The 19779-nt window shown below is 50.6% G+C and carries 17 protein-coding genes and 1 pseudogene; 6 read left to right on the top strand and 12 right to left on the bottom strand.

Annotated features, from left to right (window positions below):
* Positions 1-33: 33 nt before the first annotated feature.
* The 4 genes from TREPR_RS12460 to pyrE form a co-directional block, all read right to left on the bottom strand.
* Entirely contained in the window at positions 34-378 is a 345-nt protein-coding gene (locus tag TREPR_RS12460) for a type II toxin-antitoxin system PemK/MazF family toxin (protein ID WP_015708677.1), read from the bottom strand.
* Positions 379-383: 5 nt separating this feature from the next.
* Positions 384-638, bottom strand: coding sequence for an AbrB/MazE/SpoVT family DNA-binding domain-containing protein (locus tag TREPR_RS12455; protein ID WP_169313426.1), 255 nt, complete (start codon positions 636-638; stop codon positions 384-386).
* Positions 639-716: 78 nt separating this feature from the next.
* Positions 717-1421, bottom strand: coding sequence for an HAD family hydrolase (locus TREPR_RS12450; protein ID WP_015708675.1), 705 nt, complete (start codon positions 1419-1421; stop codon positions 717-719).
* A gap of 7 nt (positions 1422-1428) precedes the next feature.
* The gene (gene pyrE / locus TREPR_RS12445) at positions 1429-2031 is read right to left on the bottom strand and encodes an orotate phosphoribosyltransferase (protein ID WP_015708674.1); all 603 of its coding nucleotides are present in this window, start codon (positions 2029-2031) and stop codon (positions 1429-1431) included.
* A gap of 56 nt (positions 2032-2087) precedes the next feature.
* On the opposite strand from pyrE, the gene TREPR_RS12440 reads away from it, so the two are divergent.
* Entirely contained in the window at positions 2088-3320 is a 1233-nt protein-coding gene (locus TREPR_RS12440) for a dicarboxylate/amino acid:cation symporter (protein ID WP_015708673.1), read from the top strand.
* An 11-nt stretch (positions 3321-3331) separates the two neighbouring features.
* Here TREPR_RS12440 and TREPR_RS12435 read toward each other — a convergent pair whose 3' ends face one another.
* The 5 genes from TREPR_RS12435 to TREPR_RS12415 all read right to left on the bottom strand — a co-directional run bounded on the left by TREPR_RS12435 (position 3332) and on the right by TREPR_RS12415 (position 8135).
* Positions 3332-4525, bottom strand: a complete 1194-nt coding sequence (locus TREPR_RS12435) for an ABC transporter permease (protein WP_041611187.1) — start codon at positions 4523-4525, stop codon at positions 3332-3334.
* Positions 4518-5198: an ABC transporter ATP-binding protein gene (locus TREPR_RS12430; protein ID WP_041611186.1), complete on the bottom strand. Its 681-nt coding sequence runs from the start codon at positions 5196-5198 to the stop codon at positions 4518-4520. The genes TREPR_RS12435 and TREPR_RS12430 overlap by 8 nt, the downstream gene beginning before the upstream one ends.
* The gene (locus TREPR_RS12425; protein WP_015708672.1) at positions 5198-6208 is read right to left on the bottom strand and encodes an efflux RND transporter periplasmic adaptor subunit; all 1011 of its coding nucleotides are present in this window, start codon (positions 6206-6208) and stop codon (positions 5198-5200) included. The genes TREPR_RS12430 and TREPR_RS12425 overlap by 1 nt, the downstream gene beginning before the upstream one ends.
* Entirely contained in the window at positions 6195-7631 is a 1437-nt protein-coding gene (locus tag TREPR_RS12420; protein ID WP_015708671.1) for a hypothetical protein, read from the bottom strand. Before TREPR_RS12420 ends, TREPR_RS12425 begins: the two co-directional genes overlap by 14 nt.
* A 153-nt stretch (positions 7632-7784) precedes the next feature.
* Positions 7785-8135, bottom strand: coding sequence for a hypothetical protein (locus TREPR_RS12415; RefSeq protein ID WP_015708670.1), 351 nt, complete (start codon positions 8133-8135; stop codon positions 7785-7787).
* 284 nt (positions 8136-8419) lie between these two features.
* Between TREPR_RS12415 and TREPR_RS12410 the strand changes: the two genes are divergently transcribed.
* A complete protein-coding gene (locus TREPR_RS12410; protein WP_015708669.1) occupies positions 8420-8662 on the top strand; it encodes a hypothetical protein in 243 nt (80 codons plus the stop codon).
* A 38-nt stretch (positions 8663-8700) separates the two neighbouring features.
* Here the strand turns inward: TREPR_RS12410 and TREPR_RS12405 are convergent, their stop codons facing one another.
* Positions 8701-9051 carry a helix-turn-helix domain-containing protein gene (locus tag TREPR_RS12405; RefSeq protein WP_015708668.1) on the bottom strand — a complete coding sequence of 117 codons (351 nt, stop codon included), beginning with the start codon at positions 9049-9051 and terminating at the stop codon, positions 8701-8703.
* Positions 9052-9309: 258 nt separating this feature from the next.
* On the opposite strand from TREPR_RS12405, the gene TREPR_RS18655 reads away from it, so the two are divergent.
* The 4 genes and pseudogenes from TREPR_RS18655 (at position 9310) to TREPR_RS18480 (ending at position 12077) form a co-directional block, all read left to right on the top strand.
* Positions 9310-9483 carry a hypothetical protein gene (locus TREPR_RS18655; RefSeq protein ID WP_015708667.1) on the top strand — a complete coding sequence of 58 codons (174 nt, stop codon included), beginning with the start codon at positions 9310-9312 and terminating at the stop codon, positions 9481-9483.
* A 110-nt stretch (positions 9484-9593) separates the two neighbouring features.
* Positions 9594-10109 (top strand): hypothetical protein, encoded by a 516-nt coding sequence (locus tag TREPR_RS18485; RefSeq protein ID WP_148257305.1) that lies wholly within the window; start codon positions 9594-9596, stop codon positions 10107-10109.
* A gap of 291 nt (positions 10110-10400) precedes the next feature.
* Positions 10401-11491: pseudogene (locus tag TREPR_RS12395) on the top strand (IS256 family transposase).
* A 169-nt stretch (positions 11492-11660) separates the two neighbouring features.
* Positions 11661-12077, top strand: a complete 417-nt coding sequence (locus TREPR_RS18480) for an integrase catalytic domain-containing protein (RefSeq protein WP_148257304.1) — start codon at positions 11661-11663, stop codon at positions 12075-12077.
* Between the two features lie 313 nt (positions 12078-12390).
* On the opposite strand, the gene TREPR_RS12380 is transcribed toward TREPR_RS18480, so the two are convergent.
* A complete protein-coding gene (locus TREPR_RS12380) occupies positions 12391-13617 on the bottom strand; it encodes a hypothetical protein (protein ID WP_015708664.1) in 1227 nt (408 codons plus the stop codon).
* Between the two features lie 10 nt (positions 13618-13627).
* On the bottom strand, positions 13628-19678 hold the full coding sequence (locus tag TREPR_RS12375; protein ID WP_015708663.1) for a hypothetical protein: 6051 nt from the start codon (positions 19676-19678) through the stop codon (positions 13628-13630).
* Between the last annotated feature and the right edge of the window lie 101 nt (positions 19679-19779).

Genomic DNA, 19779 nt, shown 5'->3' with positions numbered 1-19779 from the left:
AAAAGGCGCCTGTCACCCTTGCGTTGCCACCTATCATTCTCCATCTGCGTCTTGGTTATTCTGAAATACCAGTACCACGGTATTGAGCAAATCCCTCAGAAATCCAGGGGAAACCGTTTCTGTATACTGGAATTGCCGGGCCGCGTAATCAATAGTCACCAGTTGATCCAGCAGAACCACGCCGGTAGTCTTGATCCCCTTAAGCGGAATATACAGAGGGTATTGGCGCTTGGTATTTGATATAGGGGCAAAGACCGCGATATTTGCATAGTCGCTTATCAACTTGTTGCTCAGACAAATATAAGGGCGATACCCCATTTGTTCGTATCCCTTTTTCGGATCCAGGTTTATTTTAATTATATCACCCTGGGTGGGCACACCTTCTACCACCGCTCTTCACCAAGCGCTTCTTCGGGGTTTATCAGTTCAGTCTTGAAGGATTCCCCTGAATAATCCTTAAAGAGATATTCGATGGTCCCCTTTTTAGGCGCCGGGACTTTGGTTATGGTGAGCTTATTATCCTCAAGCTCCAGAAAAACCCTATCATTAGGATGGAGTTCCAAACGGCGCGTTACTTCCGCCGGAAGCCGCAGGGCTTGACTGTTACCCCATTTTGAAACGACCGATGTAACATTCATTTTTTCCTCCACCATAAAAGTATATACATTACGTAGATACATGTCAAGCAAAACTGAATAGTAAGAAGAATTTCACCATTATACTAAATTGTGGGACAGGCTTGGCTGATTGACAATATCCCTGATATCTTCAAGTCTGGCTACTTCGTAGTCCGCATCATTTCTGAGCCCAGGAATACGCTCGGGCCAGAGTCCGCTAATATACTCGGTGGTCAGAATCGTTGTCATCCCCAGTGCCCTGGCGCCCCCCAGTTCCTCATGACCGCCGTCCCCCACAAAGAAACACTGTTCCGGTGGAAGTCCCAGCCGATCCGCCGCAAGCCTGAAAATCCGGGGGTCCGGTTTCAGCACCCCCGCATGGTACGAAAAAACGACTGTATCAAAGAGGGCATCCAGGGGGGATCCTTTCCAGTGGTACACATCAGCCGCATCGGCGTTGCTCACCAGGGCGATCTTGAAGCCCTGTTCCCGCAAGTCCCGGAGCAGGCCCAGGTTTTTTTTCTCAACCCCATAGAGGCCCCGCCTGATCCGCTCAAGCCGGGCGTCGGTTGCCCGGCGTATGAGGCTGTCATCGATGTCCAGGCCTCGCAGGATATGGCGGACCATATCGTAGGGGTCCTGAATTCCGCCGCTTGCCCGGAACGGGTAGTCTATGCCGTTATATGCTTCGAACTCCCGGCGCTCCATACCCAACACCGAATATTCACTTACCCGGGAGTATTCTTCCTTCATGGGGTTGATAAGGGTGAAGAAGAGGTCGAAAAGGACGGCCTGTTTCGGCATGGACAAACTATCCCTTAGGTTCCTGAATTTTGCGGGACCCGGGCTTTACCGCGGGTATCCCCTGCTTGCAGAGTTCGCAGTTGTCCGGTTCCCAGTTTCCCACTTCCACGGTACAGGCCGCGTAGAGGGGCCAGGCCAGGGGAAGGCCGGGACCGCGGCGGTCCACCACGCAGGCCAGGGCCGCTATTTTGGCCCCTGCGGCTTCCAGGACTGCGGCGCTTTCCCCGGAGGATTTCCCCGTGGTGACCACGTCTTCGGCGATAAGTATCCTCATCCCCGGGCTAACCTGAAAGCCCCGGCGCAGGGCCATGGCTCCGGTATCGTCCCGCTCGGTGAAAAAGCCCGGCAGACCCAATTGGCGGGCCAGCTCGTAGGCAACGATGATCCCCCCCATGGCGGGGCCCACAATGGCGTCCAGGGCGAGTTTCCCTGTCTTCATGTCCGCCCTGAGCCGTTCCGCCACCCCTGCCAGGGCTTCCGCTGCCCGATCCGGGTGCTGGAGGAGCCGGGCGCATTGGAAATACCGGTCCGAGTGCCGCCCCGAGGAGAGGAGAAAATGTCCCTCCAGCATGGCCTCCGATTCTTTCAGTAAACTGATGGTATCTTTCATACCCGGATCATATCCGCTTAATTGACGAGGGGGAAGCCTTCAAGTATGCTCTTGTAATGAAGGTTTGGCTTAAACTGTTAATCGGGTCCCTTTTGGGGATCATCCTTGGATACATCCTGCCCTATGATAATCTGCGGGTTCTTTCAATTCTCGGCTGGCTAGAAAAAATGGCCATAGGGATAGGCCGTTACGGAACGGTTCCTATCCTTGTTTTTTCTCTTACCATAGCGATCTACGAGCTCAGGCAGGATGGCCAGTTCTGGGGTTTGCTCTTCCGCTCTTTTCTATTAATAGTGGGGAGTTCTGTTTTTGTGATCTCCGCAGGGATCCTGGTCACCATGGTTTTCCCCCCCGGCCGTATTCCGATTTTGATTGAAGAGCAGATTGAGCTGGCTTCCCTGGACGTAGGCGAAGCGGTACTTCAACTTTTCCCTTCCAATATGTTCACTGCCCTTTTCTCCGACGGGGTCTACCTTCTGCCCCTCTGTGTGTTTGCCTTTTTTCTGGGTATGGGCTTGTCCTATGACCGGAACTATACCAAGTCGGTGATCTCCCTGGTGGATTCCCTTTCCCGGATTTTTTACCATGTGGCTTCCTTCTTTTCGGAGATCCTTGGATTGATCATCATAGTCCTGGCAGCCTACTGGGCCATACGTTTCCACGGGGCCCTTCAGGCGGATGTGTTCCGGGACCTGATCGCCCTGCTTTGGATTTTCAGCGCCCTACTGGGTTTTGTCATCCTGCCTCTGCTCCTCTATTTTCTCAAACCCAGGGTGAATCCCTGGGTGTTGCTCTACGGCTCCTTGGGGCCCGCCATTGCAGCCTTCTTTTCCGGGGACATCAACTTTTCTATTCCGGTTATTTTCCGGCATGTGAAGGAAAACTTCGGGGTCCGGCGCCGTGCGAATACTGTTACGGTAACCCTTTTTACCGCATTCGGCCGGGCCGGGAGCGCCATGGTGGCGGCGGCGGCCTTTATTGTGATCATCAAATCCTATTCCAGCCTGGGGGTGACCTTAGCGGACGTGGTCTCCATCGGCCTCCGGGCGGTGTTGATCTCCTTCCTCCTGGCCCGTCATTCCGGCAACGCTGCCTACATAGCCTTGGCGGTGCTCTGCCAGGGTTACGGCCGGGGCTTTGAGGCAGGGTACCTGATCCTCAAACCCTTGGCCTTCTACCTTATCGCGACCGGCGCCTTTTTGGATGTGATGATCGCCTGTTTTGCTTCTTTCGCCCTTGCCAGGGCCAGTGATTTCCAGGAGGACCGGGAAGTCCGGCACTTTATTTAGGGGCGCGGCCTTTACACGTCCGCCAGGGCTTCCACTGGATCTAGCTTAGCTGCCCGCAGGGCCGGGTGGAGGCCGAAGAAAATCCCCACCACCGCAGAAAAGCTAAAGGCTATCAGACAGTTCCGCCACTGTATTATCAGGGGCCAGCCAAAGGAAGACACTACCAGGGAACTCAGAAGCAGGCCTAAGCTTATGCCCAGGATGCCCCCGGCCAGGGTGATGGTAGCGGACTCCACCAGAAACTGGGTCCGGATGGCGCCGGGGCTGGCGCCCAGGGCTTTGCGGATGCCGATTTCTTTTTTCCGTTCCGTCACCGTAACGATCATGATGTTCATGATACCGATGCCCCCAACCAGGAGAGAGATGCCGGCGATCCCCGAAAGGAGCAGGTTCATGGAGCCCATGACCTGGTTGTACTGGTCCAGGATGGACTGCATGGAGAACACCATTAGTGCCTGTTCGTTCCCTGTTTTTTCCAGGCCCAGGGCCTGGATTTCGGCTTGAATCCGGGGGGTAGTGTTCTGCTCAAGCGCCTGGACCAGGATGTTCCCAGCTTTGGTATCCCCGGGGTTGATTTTCCGGGTATAGACGCTCCGGGGAACAAAGCTGGTTTGGTTAGGGTTTTGAAATCCGGAGCTGTCTGACTCCGCCAGAACCCCTATCACTTCAAAACCCATTATGTATCCATCCATTTGCAGTATTACTGTTTTTCCCAGGGCGTTCCCTTCGGGAAAGAGGTAGCGGGCGCTTTCGGAACCCAGGATCATCTTCTGGGAACCCAGAACCTGCTCGGTGACCGAAAAAAGTCTGCCGTAATCCAGGGCTATGCCCATTATGGCAAAGTAATCCTGCTCCACTGCCTGGATGGAAATTCCCAGATCCAGGCTGCCGTAGCGCAGATGCCCGCCAAAATCATTGTTAAAAACGATATTTCGTATTCCCCGGATTGAAGATGCCAGTTCGTTCCTGAAATTTTCATTCAGTTCTATCTGCTGGGACCGGTTCATGGCCCATCCCGGGTGAATCTGCACCAGATCCAGCCCCGCCTGGCCCAGGGAACGCTTTACATTTTCTGTGGCACTTTGGCCAATGGTGGTAACCATGATCACCGAGGCCACACCGATGATGATCCCTAGGAGGGACAGGAAGGTCCGGGTTTTGTTGGATTTGAAATTCCGCAGGGCATTTATAAAATCCTCAAACAAATTCGTCCTCCGTGATTTTTCCATCCCGGATATGGATGCGCCGGTGGGCCACATTCCCGATATCCGGATCGTGGGTAACGATGATGATAGTGGCACCGTTTTTGTGTATTGTGTTAAAGAGATCGATCACCGACTGCCCGGTCTCGCTGTCCAATGCGCCGGTGGGTTCATCGGCCAGGATGATCGCCGGCTGGGTTACCGTGGCTCGGGCAATGGCGGCCCTTTGCTTCTGCCCCCCGGAAAGCTCCTGGGGGCGGTGCTTCAGCCTATCCCCCAGGCCCACCCGCTCCAGTACCTCCCGGGCGCGATCCTTCCGTTCGTGGAGGGACAGGCCCAGATAACGCAGGGGAAGCATCACGTTTTCCAGGACGCTCATGTTGGCGATAAGGTGATACTGCTGAAACACAAAGCCGATAGTTTTATTGCGCAGCAACGCTAACTCAGGCTCCCGCATTTGGGAGGTACTGACCCCATCGATGCGGATTTCCCCCGAGCTGGGCCTGTCCAGGCAGCCAATCATATTCATGCAGGTTGACTTCCCGGATCCCGAAGGTCCCATGATGGAAAGAAATTCCCCCTTCTCTATGGCAAAGGAAACCCCATCTAGGGCATGAACCTCTGTTTCCCCCATGCGGTAGGTTTTGTGCACCCCATCCAGGGCTATCAATGCCATTATCTTCCCACCCGGACCGACATGCCCCGTCCCCGCCGGGGGGAAGAAAACCCTTCCGCCTTTGCCTGGCCCTTCAACTGGTCCCCGCCTTCAAGGCCCGACAGAATTTTTACCATATTGCGACCATAAGGGATTACTTCTACTGTTACCCGCTCTGAATTTTCAGGCGAAACGATCCGCTCCACATAACTGCGGCCATTTTCATAGGCAATGGCGGCGGCTTCCACGGTCAGGATGCGCTCTTCTTCGCCCCCGAAAATTTCCCCGGTAAAGGAATAGCCCGGCAGGATCTCTTCCGGGGGATTGTCAATGCGGATCTGGGTGTCCAGCACCGTGGCGCCCCGGCTGGTGATCCGGCCCACCGCAGGATAGGAAAGTACCAGTCCTTCAACCCGCATATCAGGATAGCTGGGGAACACAAGCCTGACCCGCTGGCCCGCCTTAAGCCGGGCAGCATCGGTCTCCACTACCTCTACGGTGGCTTTAAGATAGCTGCGGTCAATGAGGTAGCCGAAAATATCCTGGGCCTTGGCATAGTCCCCCTGGGCCAGGGTGAGCTTGCCGATAACCCCGTCAAACCGGGCTTCCAGGCGGCGATCTTCAATCTTCTTCAACAGCACTTCCCGCTGTTTATCCATCAGGGCAAGCCTGCCTGAAGCGCCGCTGATCCGTTCCTGGTTCATCTGAAAATCGTGGCTCGCCAGATTGTACCGTTCCTGGGAATCGTCCAACTGAAAGAATATCTGTCCCGCCCTGACCTTATCCCCTTCTTTAACAAAAACCGCTTCCACGGTGCCGTCCCCGGCAGCCTGGATATTCTGCTGTTGGGCCGCTTCAATATTACCGGCAATCTCGATAACATTTCTGAACATTTCTTCCTGTACTGTATAAACCGCTTCACCTTTCCCAGTAGTACTGTGTCCTTTTCGTAAAAAGAAAAATAATCCGCCCCCGCAAAGCAGGATAAGGATGATAATCGCCAAAATTACCTTTTTTTTATTCTTCTTCATTTTTTTCCTTAAACAGCCCTGCTAATTCCAGGTTGTACAGTTTCCGGTCAATGCCGGCGGTGAGCAGGCGGTTTTGGGCCATGCGGTAATTGGTTTCCGCATCCTGGTAGTCCCTTTCCCGGATTACCCCCCGGTCAAACCAGGTTTTCTGTTCATCTGCGTTTATTCTATACAAATCCGCTTCTTCTTCATAGGTCCCCTGCTGCCAGAGCAGCTCTTCCCTCCGTCGCTCATAGTCGCTTACCAGGGTACCGAATTTTTTTTCCGCTTCCCCAATAGCCAGCAATTCCTCCCTGGCGGCAAGGGATCGGAGCCGGGAATCCAGGCCTGCTATTTTCCATCCCGAAGGTTTCCATTGAAACCCCAGGGTGATGGCAGGCTCACCCATTTTTTCTATGGGCAGGGACACTTTTGCGGAAAGGGAAAGACCGCCTCGTGAAAGTCCCAGCCCTGTAGAAACATGGGTTTCGTCCAAGGCGCTCCCCCCGTTCCCGGCTGCAGCCAGAGTACTCCGCCAGGAATACCCTGCAGTCCCATTCAGGGTAAAGAGCCGGTTCTCTCCCCGGCGTTTCAGGTTATTTAGCCCATGAACCCAGAGTGCCTCTTCCAGTTCAGCGTATTCTTTTGGGTCAAAGGAATCGATAGAAAGCAGTTTTTCTGCGGGCACCATTTCGGGTATCCCCGCCTTTTCCACCCCGCAGGATTCGGCAAATTCCTTCAAAGCCAGATCCAGTTTCCGTTCCGCCTCCCCCAGCTCGCGATCGCGGCTGCGCAAAGTCAGTTCTGCGGTCCGCCAGACCACGCTGGAAGCGCCGTAACCGCCGGCCCGTTTTTCTTCCAGATCCCCCGCGGCCTCCAACGCCGCAGAACGTGCTCTGAGGATTGCATCCTCCAGGGAAAGCAGTTCCTTTAACACCTGGCAGAACGCCCTTTCCGCCTGCTGTCTGTGATCATCCGCCTTTTGTACTGCGCCAATAAAACGCCGCCGGCTCTCCTCAAGCCCCGCCTTCCGGGCATCCCCCTGACCGGTAATCAGTTCGGTGCTCACCGAAACATCAGCGCCGTATTGGGACAGGGTATCACCATTGGTGCGTAGTGGAGCAGCCATGTTCACCCGGGTATTCCGCAGATTGGGAAAGCCCAGCTCCACCCCAGGCTCGGCGGAAACCGCCATCCCAGCCGGAGAAAAGGCAAAGACCGCATCCCCGGAACTCACCGTAAAAGCCATGCCGGTATCCAGGGCATAGCGTTGCAGTTCCAGGCCGGCACGCTCCGCTTCCAGGGTCAGGCGCTTCCCCTGGGAATCCTGTTCGATGTAACCGTGCAGGAGCAGTTCATAATCCGCTAAAGGCAGCGAAACTGCCTCAGGTTGGGTTTGGGCGTAAAGAAGGACCGGGAGAAAAAGTAAAAGGAGCAAATTCATGGAGAGGGTATTCCTCCGGCTGTTGCTATATCACTAAGGACTTCTATGTAGTTCCGTAAATCTAATACAGGCTTGATAATCGGCATACTCGCTGTTATGTTTTTCCTGCGCGGGAAACTGCGTTGCAAGTTGCGCAGTATCCGCCACATTTGCTTATTCTGCGGAGAGCTTCTTGACGGTCTCCATGTCAAGGCCAACGCCTTTGGCTACCGTTTCCGGGCTTACACCCAGGGCAAGAAGATTCTTTGCATCTTCTCTGGCTTTTTCTTCCCGGCCTTCCTCCCGTTGGACTTCGCCCCATTTCACGTTTTTCCATTCGGCTAACAACATGTTTAATACCTCGCTTAAATGTGATTTCAAAAAATCGCGCAGAACATCGTGTTCTATGCAGTCGTCGATTGCTTTTTTAAAAGCACTTTTTGCATCGGGAATGGCTTCTGAGTATTCCCGCACTTTGTCAACAAAAATGCTGTACCCGCTGAGTTCATCGCATTTCTTCAGCATCTCCTCATTATGGCCGGGGTTGATGTTAGTCAAATTCCACTTTATATAAATTTCCCTACCCCTTATATTTTAATCCGAGCTCCTAGTTTAATTCCAGACATAATTATATGTGGCTTATATATACCATGTCAAGAAAATTAAATCTAGGCCCCTTCTTGTTAAACCATAGGACTTTTGGAATACCTTTATACCTGAATATAAGATATTTAATTTTTAATCTTCAATTTTGAATGCAAAATCCTAATATCTTATATCAAATTCATAATTTAACTTGGATGTTAAAAATGAAAAAGAATAATCAAGATGAAACTATTAAGACATTTTCTGATTATCAAATCAAGTCTTGGTTTCAGGACGAAAGCAAGAATATTAAAGTCGAGGACACCGTTTCCAAAATCATTTCCGGTGATTGTAAAACTCTTGAGGTTAAAGAAATACTTCATGGTAATCCTTACCCAACTTGGCGGCTTGTCATTACTACCAATGATAAAATCTATCTTCTTAAAACTTCAAGAGAATTGAAATAACAAATTTTCAATTTAAAATATTAAGGATGATTTTCAAATCATCCTTTTTTATTGTTATTTTCTTTTTGGAACTTTAAAAGGACACCAGATTGTTCAACTAAACATTCCCGGAGAGAACCTTCAAGTTGATTGTAAATATTTAATAATTTCTCTTTTCTAATGTCGGGCGGGTTATCTGTAAACATTTCACCTTCTCCGGTGCTAATCCATTCTTCATTTACATTAAACTGTTTAGATATGATAAAAATAATCCGTTTGTTAACTTTCTTTTTTCCAATTTCAATATCGCCATAAAAACTTTTACCAATAAATATCCGTTCTGAAAACTCAACTTGAGAAATTCCTAATCGGGTTCGTATTTCCTTAATCCGTTCATATACCGTACTCATAGTCCTATATATTCCTATTATCACCATAACAGATAAATCTATTTAACTCAAGATAATTCAGGTGTATGTTTTTTTATACAGTTATTTATGACAATTATAGTCTGAAATTAAGATATTTTGTAGTCCTATTGACAATTATATTGACGGGTGTTAAATTCCCTCTATGTGGGTATTATTACTCAAAGAAGTTTTGAAGATTTCCCGGATTTTTTTATATAGTATCCGTTTTGAAAAAGGGACAGTTAAAGGGGGGCGTTTATGGATGATGAAGAGATTCAAGTAAAAGAGTTATTTAATAATTTTGATAATTTGGATGACACTAATAAAGACAAGTTGTTATTGGTGGGGGAAAAACTTTTGAATATTAAAACCTTGGTCAAAAGTAAGCCAAAGAATGGAAACGTAATATTTGATAATGAAAAACTAGTTTAGGAATTAAATAGTTGAATTTCAAATATTACTAATATATATAGAAATTGAAATTTTGTATTGAGAGTTCAAAATATTATCGACGAATATAAAATGAAAAAGGAGATTTCTTAATGAAAAGATTTTTAGTCGTATTTATTTTAATGGCTTTATTGGTTAGTTGCGACACAACAAACAACACGCCAACTAACTTACCAACTAACTTACCAACTGATGTAATTTATCCTCAAGTACTTCATCGATTAACATACTTAAGTTCAGGAAAATTACCAGTTGATTATAATTGGTCTTCGGTAAGTAGTGATCAAAAAACTAGTGAACTAATAAGAATTTTAGACACGTATCCTGGTGGAGGCGATTCAGTGATTGTTGACGGTCTTACTTATCTTTTAGATTATGATTCGCTACAAGTTGTTACAGGAGGGTTACCAAGCAAAATAATGACTCAATTTTGGTTAGACTTAAATGAATACTCAGCCGGGCTTTGGTCTGTATGGGAATATGTTTATGGAACAATTCAAACTAAAGGAGCTAATGCAGAAGTTTATATAATATTTGCAATGTGCGATGATAAATATAGTAATGAAATTTGGTATATGGCTTCAAAAGGAATTGCAAAACCTAAATAAAAATAATAGACTGAATATACATTAACTTGAGGCTGTTTGAAACAGCCTCAAGAAACATCTCTCGATCTCGATAGATTGGCCATAATTTGAATATATAAATATCAATTCTTATATTTACTTATCGAGTTATAATATTGGGGTTTAAAATGTGGTCAAAAGAATTGTAAGAATTATCAGGAGAATATCTCGAATATTACAGAACCCATGTTAAATCTTTAAATGGCAAGTTTGGAATAAATGGACTTGTAACAAAATTAGTGTAAACGGCTATACTACTTAGAAGGAGCAAGTATGGCCTTTCCAAAAGAAGTCCTGGATGCAATTCTGAAGGACTATCATGGACCCGATGACTTTTACGGGCCCGAAGGGATCATGAAACAGCTAACCAAAACGCTGGTGGAGCGGACGATGGAGGCTTCGAACCTTCGGTTCGCACTGACCGAGCATCTTGGGTATGAGAAAAACGACCAAGGTGAAAAACAAATCTCGAACCGCCGGAATGGCAAAAACACCAAAGCATTAAGAACCAACAATGGGCCGATGCCGATCGAAGTCCCGCGGGATCGGGAGGGAACATTTGAGCCTCAAATCGTTCCCAAACACCAGCGGGAGTTTCGGGGGTTCGATGACAAAATCCTTTCGATGTACGCCCTGGGACTGACCACGTGCCAGATTCAAGATCACCTCAAGGACATTTACGCCGTTGACGTCCTTGAGGTGATCAGCCGGGTAACCGATGAGGTTAAGGAACTGGCGGCCGAATGGCGGGGGCGGGCGCTTGAGCCCTTTTATCCGATAGTTTTCCTGGATGCGCTGCGGGTCAATATCCGCGATGGGGCTACGGTAGTCAAAAAATCCGTTTATTTGGCCTTGGCGATATGTTTGGATGGACAGAAAGAGCTCTTAGGGCTCTGGATTGAACAGAACGAAGGGGCCAAGTTCTGGTTCCTCAACCGAACTGCGAAGCAGTGAAGGTTCCCCTCTTGATGGGCATTATGAATGAACTCAAAAATCGGGGGGTACAGGACATCCTCTTTGCCGCAGTCGATGGGCTGACCGGCTTTCCCGACGCCATTGCCGCAGTGTTCCCCAAAACTGAGGTCCAGCTTTGCATCGTCCATATGGTCCGGAACTCAGTCCGGTTTGTCCCCTACAAAGACCGGAAGGCGGTGTATACTACCAATGCCATTGAATCGGTTAATTACACCATTCAAAAAATTATCAAACACCGCCAGTCTTTCCCGAATGACGAGGCTGCGGTGAAATTAATTTTTATGGGCTTGAAAAACATTTCCAGAAAATGGACAATGCCTATACGGGATTGGGGTGCTGCCCTCAATCAATTCGCAATCATTTATGGGGAAGACAGAGTCCCCCTATGATTACCGTTTACACTAAAAAAATTACAAGTTCATTGAGCGGGACCCGGTTTGGGATCAGTTGCTCATGCGTCAAATTCCCATCAGGATAAGCTATACCAACGAAGAGCGGATTATCCCCGGATTTTGCTAAATAGACACGGTACATCACTGCGGATGGGCCGATTCGGGCATGTTTTGCCTTACCCCCACCGCCACCGATGTCGCTTCCGGCTGGACATTCCTCTTCCCCCTGCGTAACAAGGCCCATCAATGGGTTATCTCCTGGCTGCAGTTCATATTGGACCATAGCCCCTTCCCGGTTTCCGAAATTCACTCCGACAACGGCAGCGAGTTTATCAACAGGGATAACGTCAATCTGGCAAAAACTGCTTGGAATCATGTCAACGTACTGCTCACCAGAAGCAGAGCCCATCACAGCAACGATAATTGCTTCACTGAACAGAAAAACAATGCCTTCGTCAGAAATTACGTGGGGTTTGCCCGCTACGATACTGACAAGGGATACAATGTCCTTGGTCGCATCTATGCATACCGATGTCCGCTCCTCAATTTCTTCGTCCCCAATAAAAATTGCTTGGCAAATTAATCGTGGGTTCGAAGACGGTGAAGGCCTACGACAAGGACCTGAAGACCCCGTACCAGAGGTTTATGGAGTCCTGCATCTCGCTGGAACTGAAAGAAAAGCTGACCGCGACTAAAGCTCGTTACAACCCCGTTCAATTTCGGCAGAATGTCCATCGGGCTATTAATGCTCTTATTGCGGCTCGCAAGACCAAAGGCCCCTAAAGTATCTTTTTTGAAATTAGGCATCACGGGGGAATGATCAATGAGGAATAGCAAACAAAAAACATTCGGCATCATCCCGGGACTGGCAGGGGCGCGAGGCGGGAACCCTGGTTTTACCGTCCTCTTTGCCACAAGAAAGAACTGCTGAACCACGCCAGCTGCGCATCCCGGCTGATGGGGTTATAGGCCTCACCCTGGGGATGGGCGGGGATCCACTTCAGCTGATCCGCAATGGCGGTTTGAATTTCGGGCCTTAGAAGCCAGGCTTTAGCCACCGCCAGTTTTTCTGTTTGCCCCTTGCCGGGCATGGGTATGGCCTGGAGAATCTCCGCCTGGAGACCGTACTCATTCCACTCGGGCCTGCAGGGAAAAGTCTCTGCGGTGAGAAGCCCCATATCATAGGATGACAGTTCCCGCATACGGCTCAGGGGGGCGTAGAGCCAGGACAGCCCTTGCCGAAGGAGCAGGTCCACCGTGTCAAACCAGTAGCTTTCCTGCGCGAGGAACTTGCCGACAATAGTCGGGCCGACTATTGTCGGTGTTGCAAGTAGCTCGAGGAATTCTCCGACTGAATTCGGCGTTGCAAGTAGCGCTTCCTGCCAGAAACGGCTGTCTCCTGGTAGCTCCTCCAGGGTCCGCTTCCAGGTCTCGTCTTCCTCAGTAAATATACCGGGTCTTTCCTGGAGAAGCTGGGATGCCCATGCCCAAAGCGCCTCGTCTTCTCCGCCGGGCAATAATAGTGATCCCTCTCCGGCAGCCTCGGCCCGGTTCCGGGACAGTCCCTGATGGGAGTGTTTGCGGAATACCAGCCAGGGGTCCAAGGCTAAAAGCAGGGTGTCCCGGTTTTCCCCGGCGTCCGCAAGGGTGCTGTCGGGGCTGTCTCCACCTGAGACCTCGCTGAGGGTTTCATCGGGGAAGCGCATAATCCGCACGGCGCCCCAGGCTTTTCCGGAGGCGTCTCCCGAAGTTCCAACATTGCCTCCCAAATCCCCGGAGCTGTCTCTCAAATCTCTGACACTGCCTTCCGAAGTTCCGATGCTATCTCCCGAATCTCCGACGCTATCTCCCAAATCCCCGGTGATGATCCAGCCCGTTCCCCGGCGGGGCGGCCCTTTCTCCGGGGTATAGGCCCTGATGCGGGTAAAGGGCGGATCGTTACGCTTGAGCACAAATTCCCAATCCATGACGAAGCGCTCCTCCACATACCAGGTGGGCCGGGGCCAGAGGATGAGCCAGAGTATGCCTCCTGCCAGAAAAACTGCGGCGGCAATAATGGCTGCTTTCAGGAGCCGGGGAACACGGTTCCAAGGGAATTTTTCTCCATCGCTTATTTTTTCCATTTATTCATCCTTACTTCTTTATATACGCCCGCTCATAGTTTTTATCCGTGTGATACCCTATGAACACACTATTAGTGAGGTCCACCATGCTTAATGGGCCGGTATCGATTCTGCGGGTGGGGACCCCGTTACAGACATATTCATCCCAGGGTATGTTCGCAGTTGGCACGGTCATTGCCTCCCAGGCGCCGGTATAGATGTCGTTTATTGCGCCATGGGTAAGAGTACCCGGTATTTTCCAAACCACCCGTACTGAATTTGAGGTTTGGCTAAATGAAGCGTGGTAGTAGGAGATATAGGGAATCTGTACGCCATTCTCCTTCCGGACAGTGATCATGAGTTTAGTGCCCGCCGAGAGGTAGGAATCTACGGTAACTACCCGGGGAGTTGCATAGTAGGAAGGCAGGTAAACGTATTTGAGGTCACCTGTACTGTTGGCGTAGTAGGCGATATGGATGCCGTTATCGCTGTCCACCGCCAGGTCTACGTACCACCCGGCGAAATCGGCGTCAATAACTTTGGCGTTTGCCTGCCAGTCGGGGGTGGACATGGTGGAAGGATCCAGGGTATTTGAATAGGAATACATCAGCCGCCGGCCCGGGGCATCATGCCAGGCGATAACCCCCCGGCCGTTACTCAGGCCGCCCGCTGCGGTATATAAGCCGCCCTTATAGAAAGTGTTGTTATTGGCAATCACCTGAGCGCTTGGCGCAGTTCCCGGATTGTTGTTGAACAGATCAGTCCCAATACCGCCGGTTAAGGCATTTGGTCCCGTGCTAAGCCCGTACCGGAATATCACCGGGTTATTTTTGTTGTTTCCGTCGTAGTAGCTCATGTAGATTTTTGCGGGGTCCCCGGGAGTCCCGGCACCGGTAACGGCGATGCGGGGTATCTGCACCCGCTCAACATCGTAAATGCCGGTACTGCCGTTATAGCTCAGTTCCAGCCGGCGTTTGTTGGTACCGGCATGGTAATGGGACTGCCTCCCCAGGGATTGGGAGCCCGCCCCCCAACTGTAGAAGGTGAAGGATGTTGCCCGGTCAGGAACGTTGGTGAGGCGGTCAGTATTGGTGGCGGCGCCGTACATATTCCCGCTGGAATCAGATGCCACAGTAGTATTGTGGTACTTGTTAAAACACTGTTCCAGGAGATCCAGTTCGACCCTATCCTTGTTAAAGTACATAGTGTCGGTCTCCCTGCCGTAGGACATATAGACATGGCTTCCGCTGTCCATGCGCATGAAGGGACTGGACAGGGCTGTGCTGTTTATCCAGGGCTGGATGCTCCATACATACAGATTACGGTCATCGGTAAGGGTATTGTTGTTCAAACCATTGGGTTCCCTGTTGTAGGACGCGGTATTATCATTGCGGTTGTTATTGGATTCAATGTTGTTCACCCAAACCGTCAGGGGGCCTGAAACATCGGCGGCGCTTAGGGCGGCTCTTATCCAGGTGGTTTCCTCCCCGTTTACCGGAGTAATACTGAGCCCCCTTCCGTTTAGGGTAACCTTTGTAGCGGCGCCGTTGAAGTTAAAGCCCCTGATGGAGATAGTTTCATTATCCCGGACCGGATACCAACCCAGGGCTGAACGGTCAAAGGCCGAAGGCTGGGCTGGATAGGCTGAGGAAAGCCCCGAATCTATCCTGGCAATATAGGGAACCACATCCACCAGCATCCGGGCGGAAGAAGCGCTGTTCGGCCCGCCGCCTGTCCGGATATCATAAACCCTAAAGGTGATGGTCACATCATGGGCCACCCTGTTGGCGATAGCTGCGCTGTTCCAGGCAAATTTCCAGTTTAATGCATGGCCGTATTCCAGGGTAAAGTTCCCTCTCCCGCTTAGGGTCTCAAAGCCCCAGTCGGCATTTCTCTCAGCCACATCGGAAACGGTGTGCTCTGCCACCGGCCTAATGGCGGATACACGGTCATCCCACTGGGCCAGGATGAATTCCTGCCCCACGCCGCCGCCGCCGTCAAACCCGCTTATCTGAGCGCTAATGTGGGTGAGGCGCTGGTTATCCGCGACCTTTCCCAGAATAATAACACTGCCGCTGACATCAGGAACCTTATCGTTACTGTGTTCGGCGTATTGGACATGGCCCGCAGAAACCCCGCTGCCTAAAACAACGATATTTTCCGTATAGGCAGCCACTGGTTCCAGGATACTGTCCGCATCTCTGCTGTCTTGTTGAACCCTGAACCGTTTCCCAAATGGGGCGATGGCAATCATCGGTTCTGTTTCGTCGATATTGTCAATGTTAAGGCCGAGTATCCTGAAATTTGAAAGCTGTTCCAGTTCGGTTCCCCCGCTCACCATGGTATCCCATGCCTTCAGGAAGAACCGCGCCTGGTTGGGAACGGCCAGGTCGGAATCGGGGATGCCCCCGGTTCCGAAGTCTGCTGCAGTAAAACTGAGGTCAATGCGGTTCACCCCGGCTGGAGCAATGCCAGCCTTGGACTGAGAAGCGGTATTGGAAATAAGTATCTCCCTGGCCTTGCCGCTTGCCCCGGTATACGCCGGGCCTGAGGCGATAAAGGCCGTCCCTGCTATATGATCCGGCGCTCCCACAGAAAGCCAGGCTGAGCCGTCCCCTTCGTTGGTGATCCGGTAGACCCTCCCCGGGATAAGATTTGTGATATCCGTGTCCACCGGGGATTCCCCAGTAATATAACTAACACGGTAGTTGATAGCGTTATTGCCTCCGTTTGAATAGATGGAAAAACGCAGGGTTTTATTACGGCTGGTAAAGTTAGTGGACTCCCAGTTGGCGGTAATATCCTTAGCAGTCCAGACTTCACTGCCCGGGGCATGGCCCACCATGTCCGTTTTAAGGGAAACCCTGGTAATAACCGGGGGGTTGTTCTTGATTATCAGGCCCTTGGTGTAATAGCTGACATTGCCCGCTCTATCAAAAATTGCATAGTGGAGGGTTACCGGACCGTCATACAAACCTGTGGTGTCAAATTCCGCAGACCATACTTTTTCCGGATTGCCCGTAAAGGAGTAGAACCGGCTGATCCCGTCGGCGCCGGTGATAACGCCGTTATTGTTAATCACCAGGACTGACCTGTTGGAATAGGCTGTCCGGTCAGGATCGGTTCTGTAAGACAGTTTAGGGAAGGGGATTGAATAGGGCGCAGCGTTTCTGTCGCCTCCTGATTTTACCATCAGAGTGGTCAAATCAGAAGCCGGCATAGGGCCCATAGCCTTTTCCCTGAGGGATATGTAGGTATCGGCGCCGTTTATCTTCCTTGAGAACCAGGCGGCGATCATATCGACGCCCTGGACGATAATCCCGGCCCCGGTATCCCGCCCTTCCCCGGAAAGGGAGTAGCGGGCAGTGGTGGCGTTGAAATTTCCCGTATAGGAACCTTCAGGGTAGTAGTTGTCTATCTGGAGACTAATGGTGTGTTGGGTCATGAAAGCCACAGGATCGGTGTTGTCCTGGGCCTGGATATCCAGAGTGTAGTATCCCGCATTGTTAAGGTATCTGCCGGAATACCAAGCGGAATTGGTATCCCTGGGTATATTCAGGGTATACTCAAAAAGCTGCACCCCGCCGAAATCCGACGCTTCAAAGACCGATCCCCCCGGAGGAACGGCGCCGTCTCTCCGGGCGATAAACCAGTTTCCCGGTCTGTCATTGGGGGAAGCGCCCAGGGGGGTAAAAAGGCCGGGCCTTCCGCTTCTTATCAGGTATTTTTTGCCCCTGACCAGGGTGTTCCCGGGCATTCTGATCGGGGGAAGTTCAACCCAGGGATCCCTGCCGGGATTGTTCCGGTTAAGAAGCTCCAAATAGGTTCCCAGCTCTTCACCCCGCCATTTAATACTGTTTATGCCCCCTTCATCCCGTATCTTCGCCTGGATAGTAAAACTACCGGAAACCATAAGGCCGGAACTGTAATTATTTACAGAACCGTTCTTGACAATGGTAATATCACTGATGGTAGGAACGGCACTGTCAAATATAAGGGCCACTGAACTTTCAGGACTGTAGGATTTGGGAAGTTCCGGATTTGAGAGATAGGCGTCCCTGGCCCGTACTCGTACTTCCACCAAACGCTGGTCCTTGTCCATAGGATCCAGATTCCCCGAGGCGTTCAGATTATAGTACCAGCTTACAATGGATCCGTTGGCGCCCACTATGGTGGCGGGCGCCCAAAAACCATTTCCGTAATTTCCGGTAATAGGATTCCCCCAGGTATTACTGTTTGTGTTGGTATATTGCCCATCCGGCTGCCTGCGTACTTGTACCTCAACACCGTGGATCCACTCATTGTCAGTGGCAGTACCGCTGATGCGGACTTCGCCGCCAACTACCTGGTTGTTACTATGGCTGTTGATGCTAACCCTGGGCTTGTCGCTGTCAGGGTCAATAATTACGAAGTGGTTTAATATAGTTACATTACCTGCGGCGTCAATGGCTTTTAATTTTAAAGGAAGTTTCCAGAGATTATCATAGGGATTCCCATAGGGGCTTACATATAATTCAGGGTGATTTATAGAAGCGATAGAGCCAATATCGTCAAAGGTCCAGGTCCAGCTGTAGATGCTGCCGCTCCAACTGTTGGGGATGGGCGTAATGAGGTTCGAGGGCGCTCCCCCGGCGCCCAGGCCTGTATCATGCCAGATAGCGTCGCTGTTGGGGTAAACCATCCTGGTTTCCTCTTCTCCCAGGGCATAGTAGAGGGCGCTTACCGATGTTTCCCTGTCCTCGGTGATCCCCTTGAATTGGGTTTGACTGGTTACCTGGGTCCCGTTGGCCGGTTCGTTGATCACTACCCTGGGCGGCGTCTGGTCAACCACAAAGTCCCTGCTGGCGCCGGCGCTCCTCCCGGTAATATCCATAGCTTCCAGGTACAGTATTCCCTGCCCCTTAATGGTTATACCTGAGGGAGGAATAGTGAGGGTGTAGAAGTTTCCACCGGAGTGGGATACCCTGAAAATAGTTCCACTGTTGAAATCTCCGTCCCCTATTTTTGCCCGGACTCTTTCTATGGGATTGGCTCCTGTTACAGACATGTTTACTATAAAATCCCTGCTCCCGTTATAGAAGGAAGGAAATTTACCCAGAATTTTTATCACCGGGTTTGTGGTGGCAATAAGCTGAACCTGTATATATTGGTTGGGGTGCTGCTCCGGCGAAACCGGAACTTTTCCTGTTTCCTCATCTCTAATAGTGTTGTCTGTCCGGTTAGGATAGGTGTTTAGTGTGCCGTTCATATCCTCGACTTGAATCTTGAACCGGTAGGTCCCAGGTTCGAGGTATTCAAAATTACGGGAACCCGGCTCGGGCAGTTCCCAGGCGCCGTTAACCGGAACCGGTTTAACCAGGGGGTAGCTGAATTGGACTGCCAATTTACCATCTTTGTCGCTTAGCATATCGGCGGCCCGCCAGACCCCGTATTTTGTGTCTCCCTCACCGGGCACATAGTCATTAGTATCAATAATGCCATCCCCATCGGTATCATATTCCCTGGGCCAGAACATGATCCGGGGGTAGCCCTGCTTGATACCCAGGGTGTCGCTTGCCAGGCCCATAAGATCGTTTACCACAGGAATATGGTTTTCCTTCCTTGCCAGAAGGGTATTTAAGTTTTCCTTATCAAAGTCAAGTTCCGCAATACCCGGGATATTCAATCTGATCCGGGGTGGCCGGTTCTTTATGGTGTAGGAAAGCTGCTCGGTCTCTGTGGTTTTCCCGGAAGTATCGGTGGTCCGGAATCGTACCAGCATGGGGGCATCGGGCTCGGTGGTGGTATCAAAGGCATAGGTCCACTTGCCGGAGCCTATCTCAAGGGTAGTGATATCCCGCCACTGTTTATTATGGAAGATTTCTACCTTGGCAATCTTTATATCATCCCAGGATGTCCCGGTAAAAAGGGTGGTCCCGCTGATGAAGCTCCCTGAAACGGGGCTTATCCCGAAGTGAAATTTCGGGGGAACCACGTCTGCCTTGGGGCCCAAACCGGGCTGAATAGGGTTTTCACAGGAAAAAAAGAAGATAATCAGCAGTACTGCTGCCCAAAGTAGGACTTTTTTTAAAAATATTGCCATACCGACCCCGCCTTTACACTGAAAATCCTGAATAATTCCAGTAAAAAGCCGAAAAGTGCAGAATATCTAAATTTTTTGTCTAGATTTCCGCCCTTTTCTTA

The organism is Treponema primitia ZAS-2, from assembly GCF_000214375.1.
Lineage (GTDB): Bacteria > Spirochaetota > Spirochaetia > Treponematales > Breznakiellaceae > Termitinema > Termitinema primitia.
This window is presented reverse-complemented; position numbering and strand designations above follow the sequence as displayed.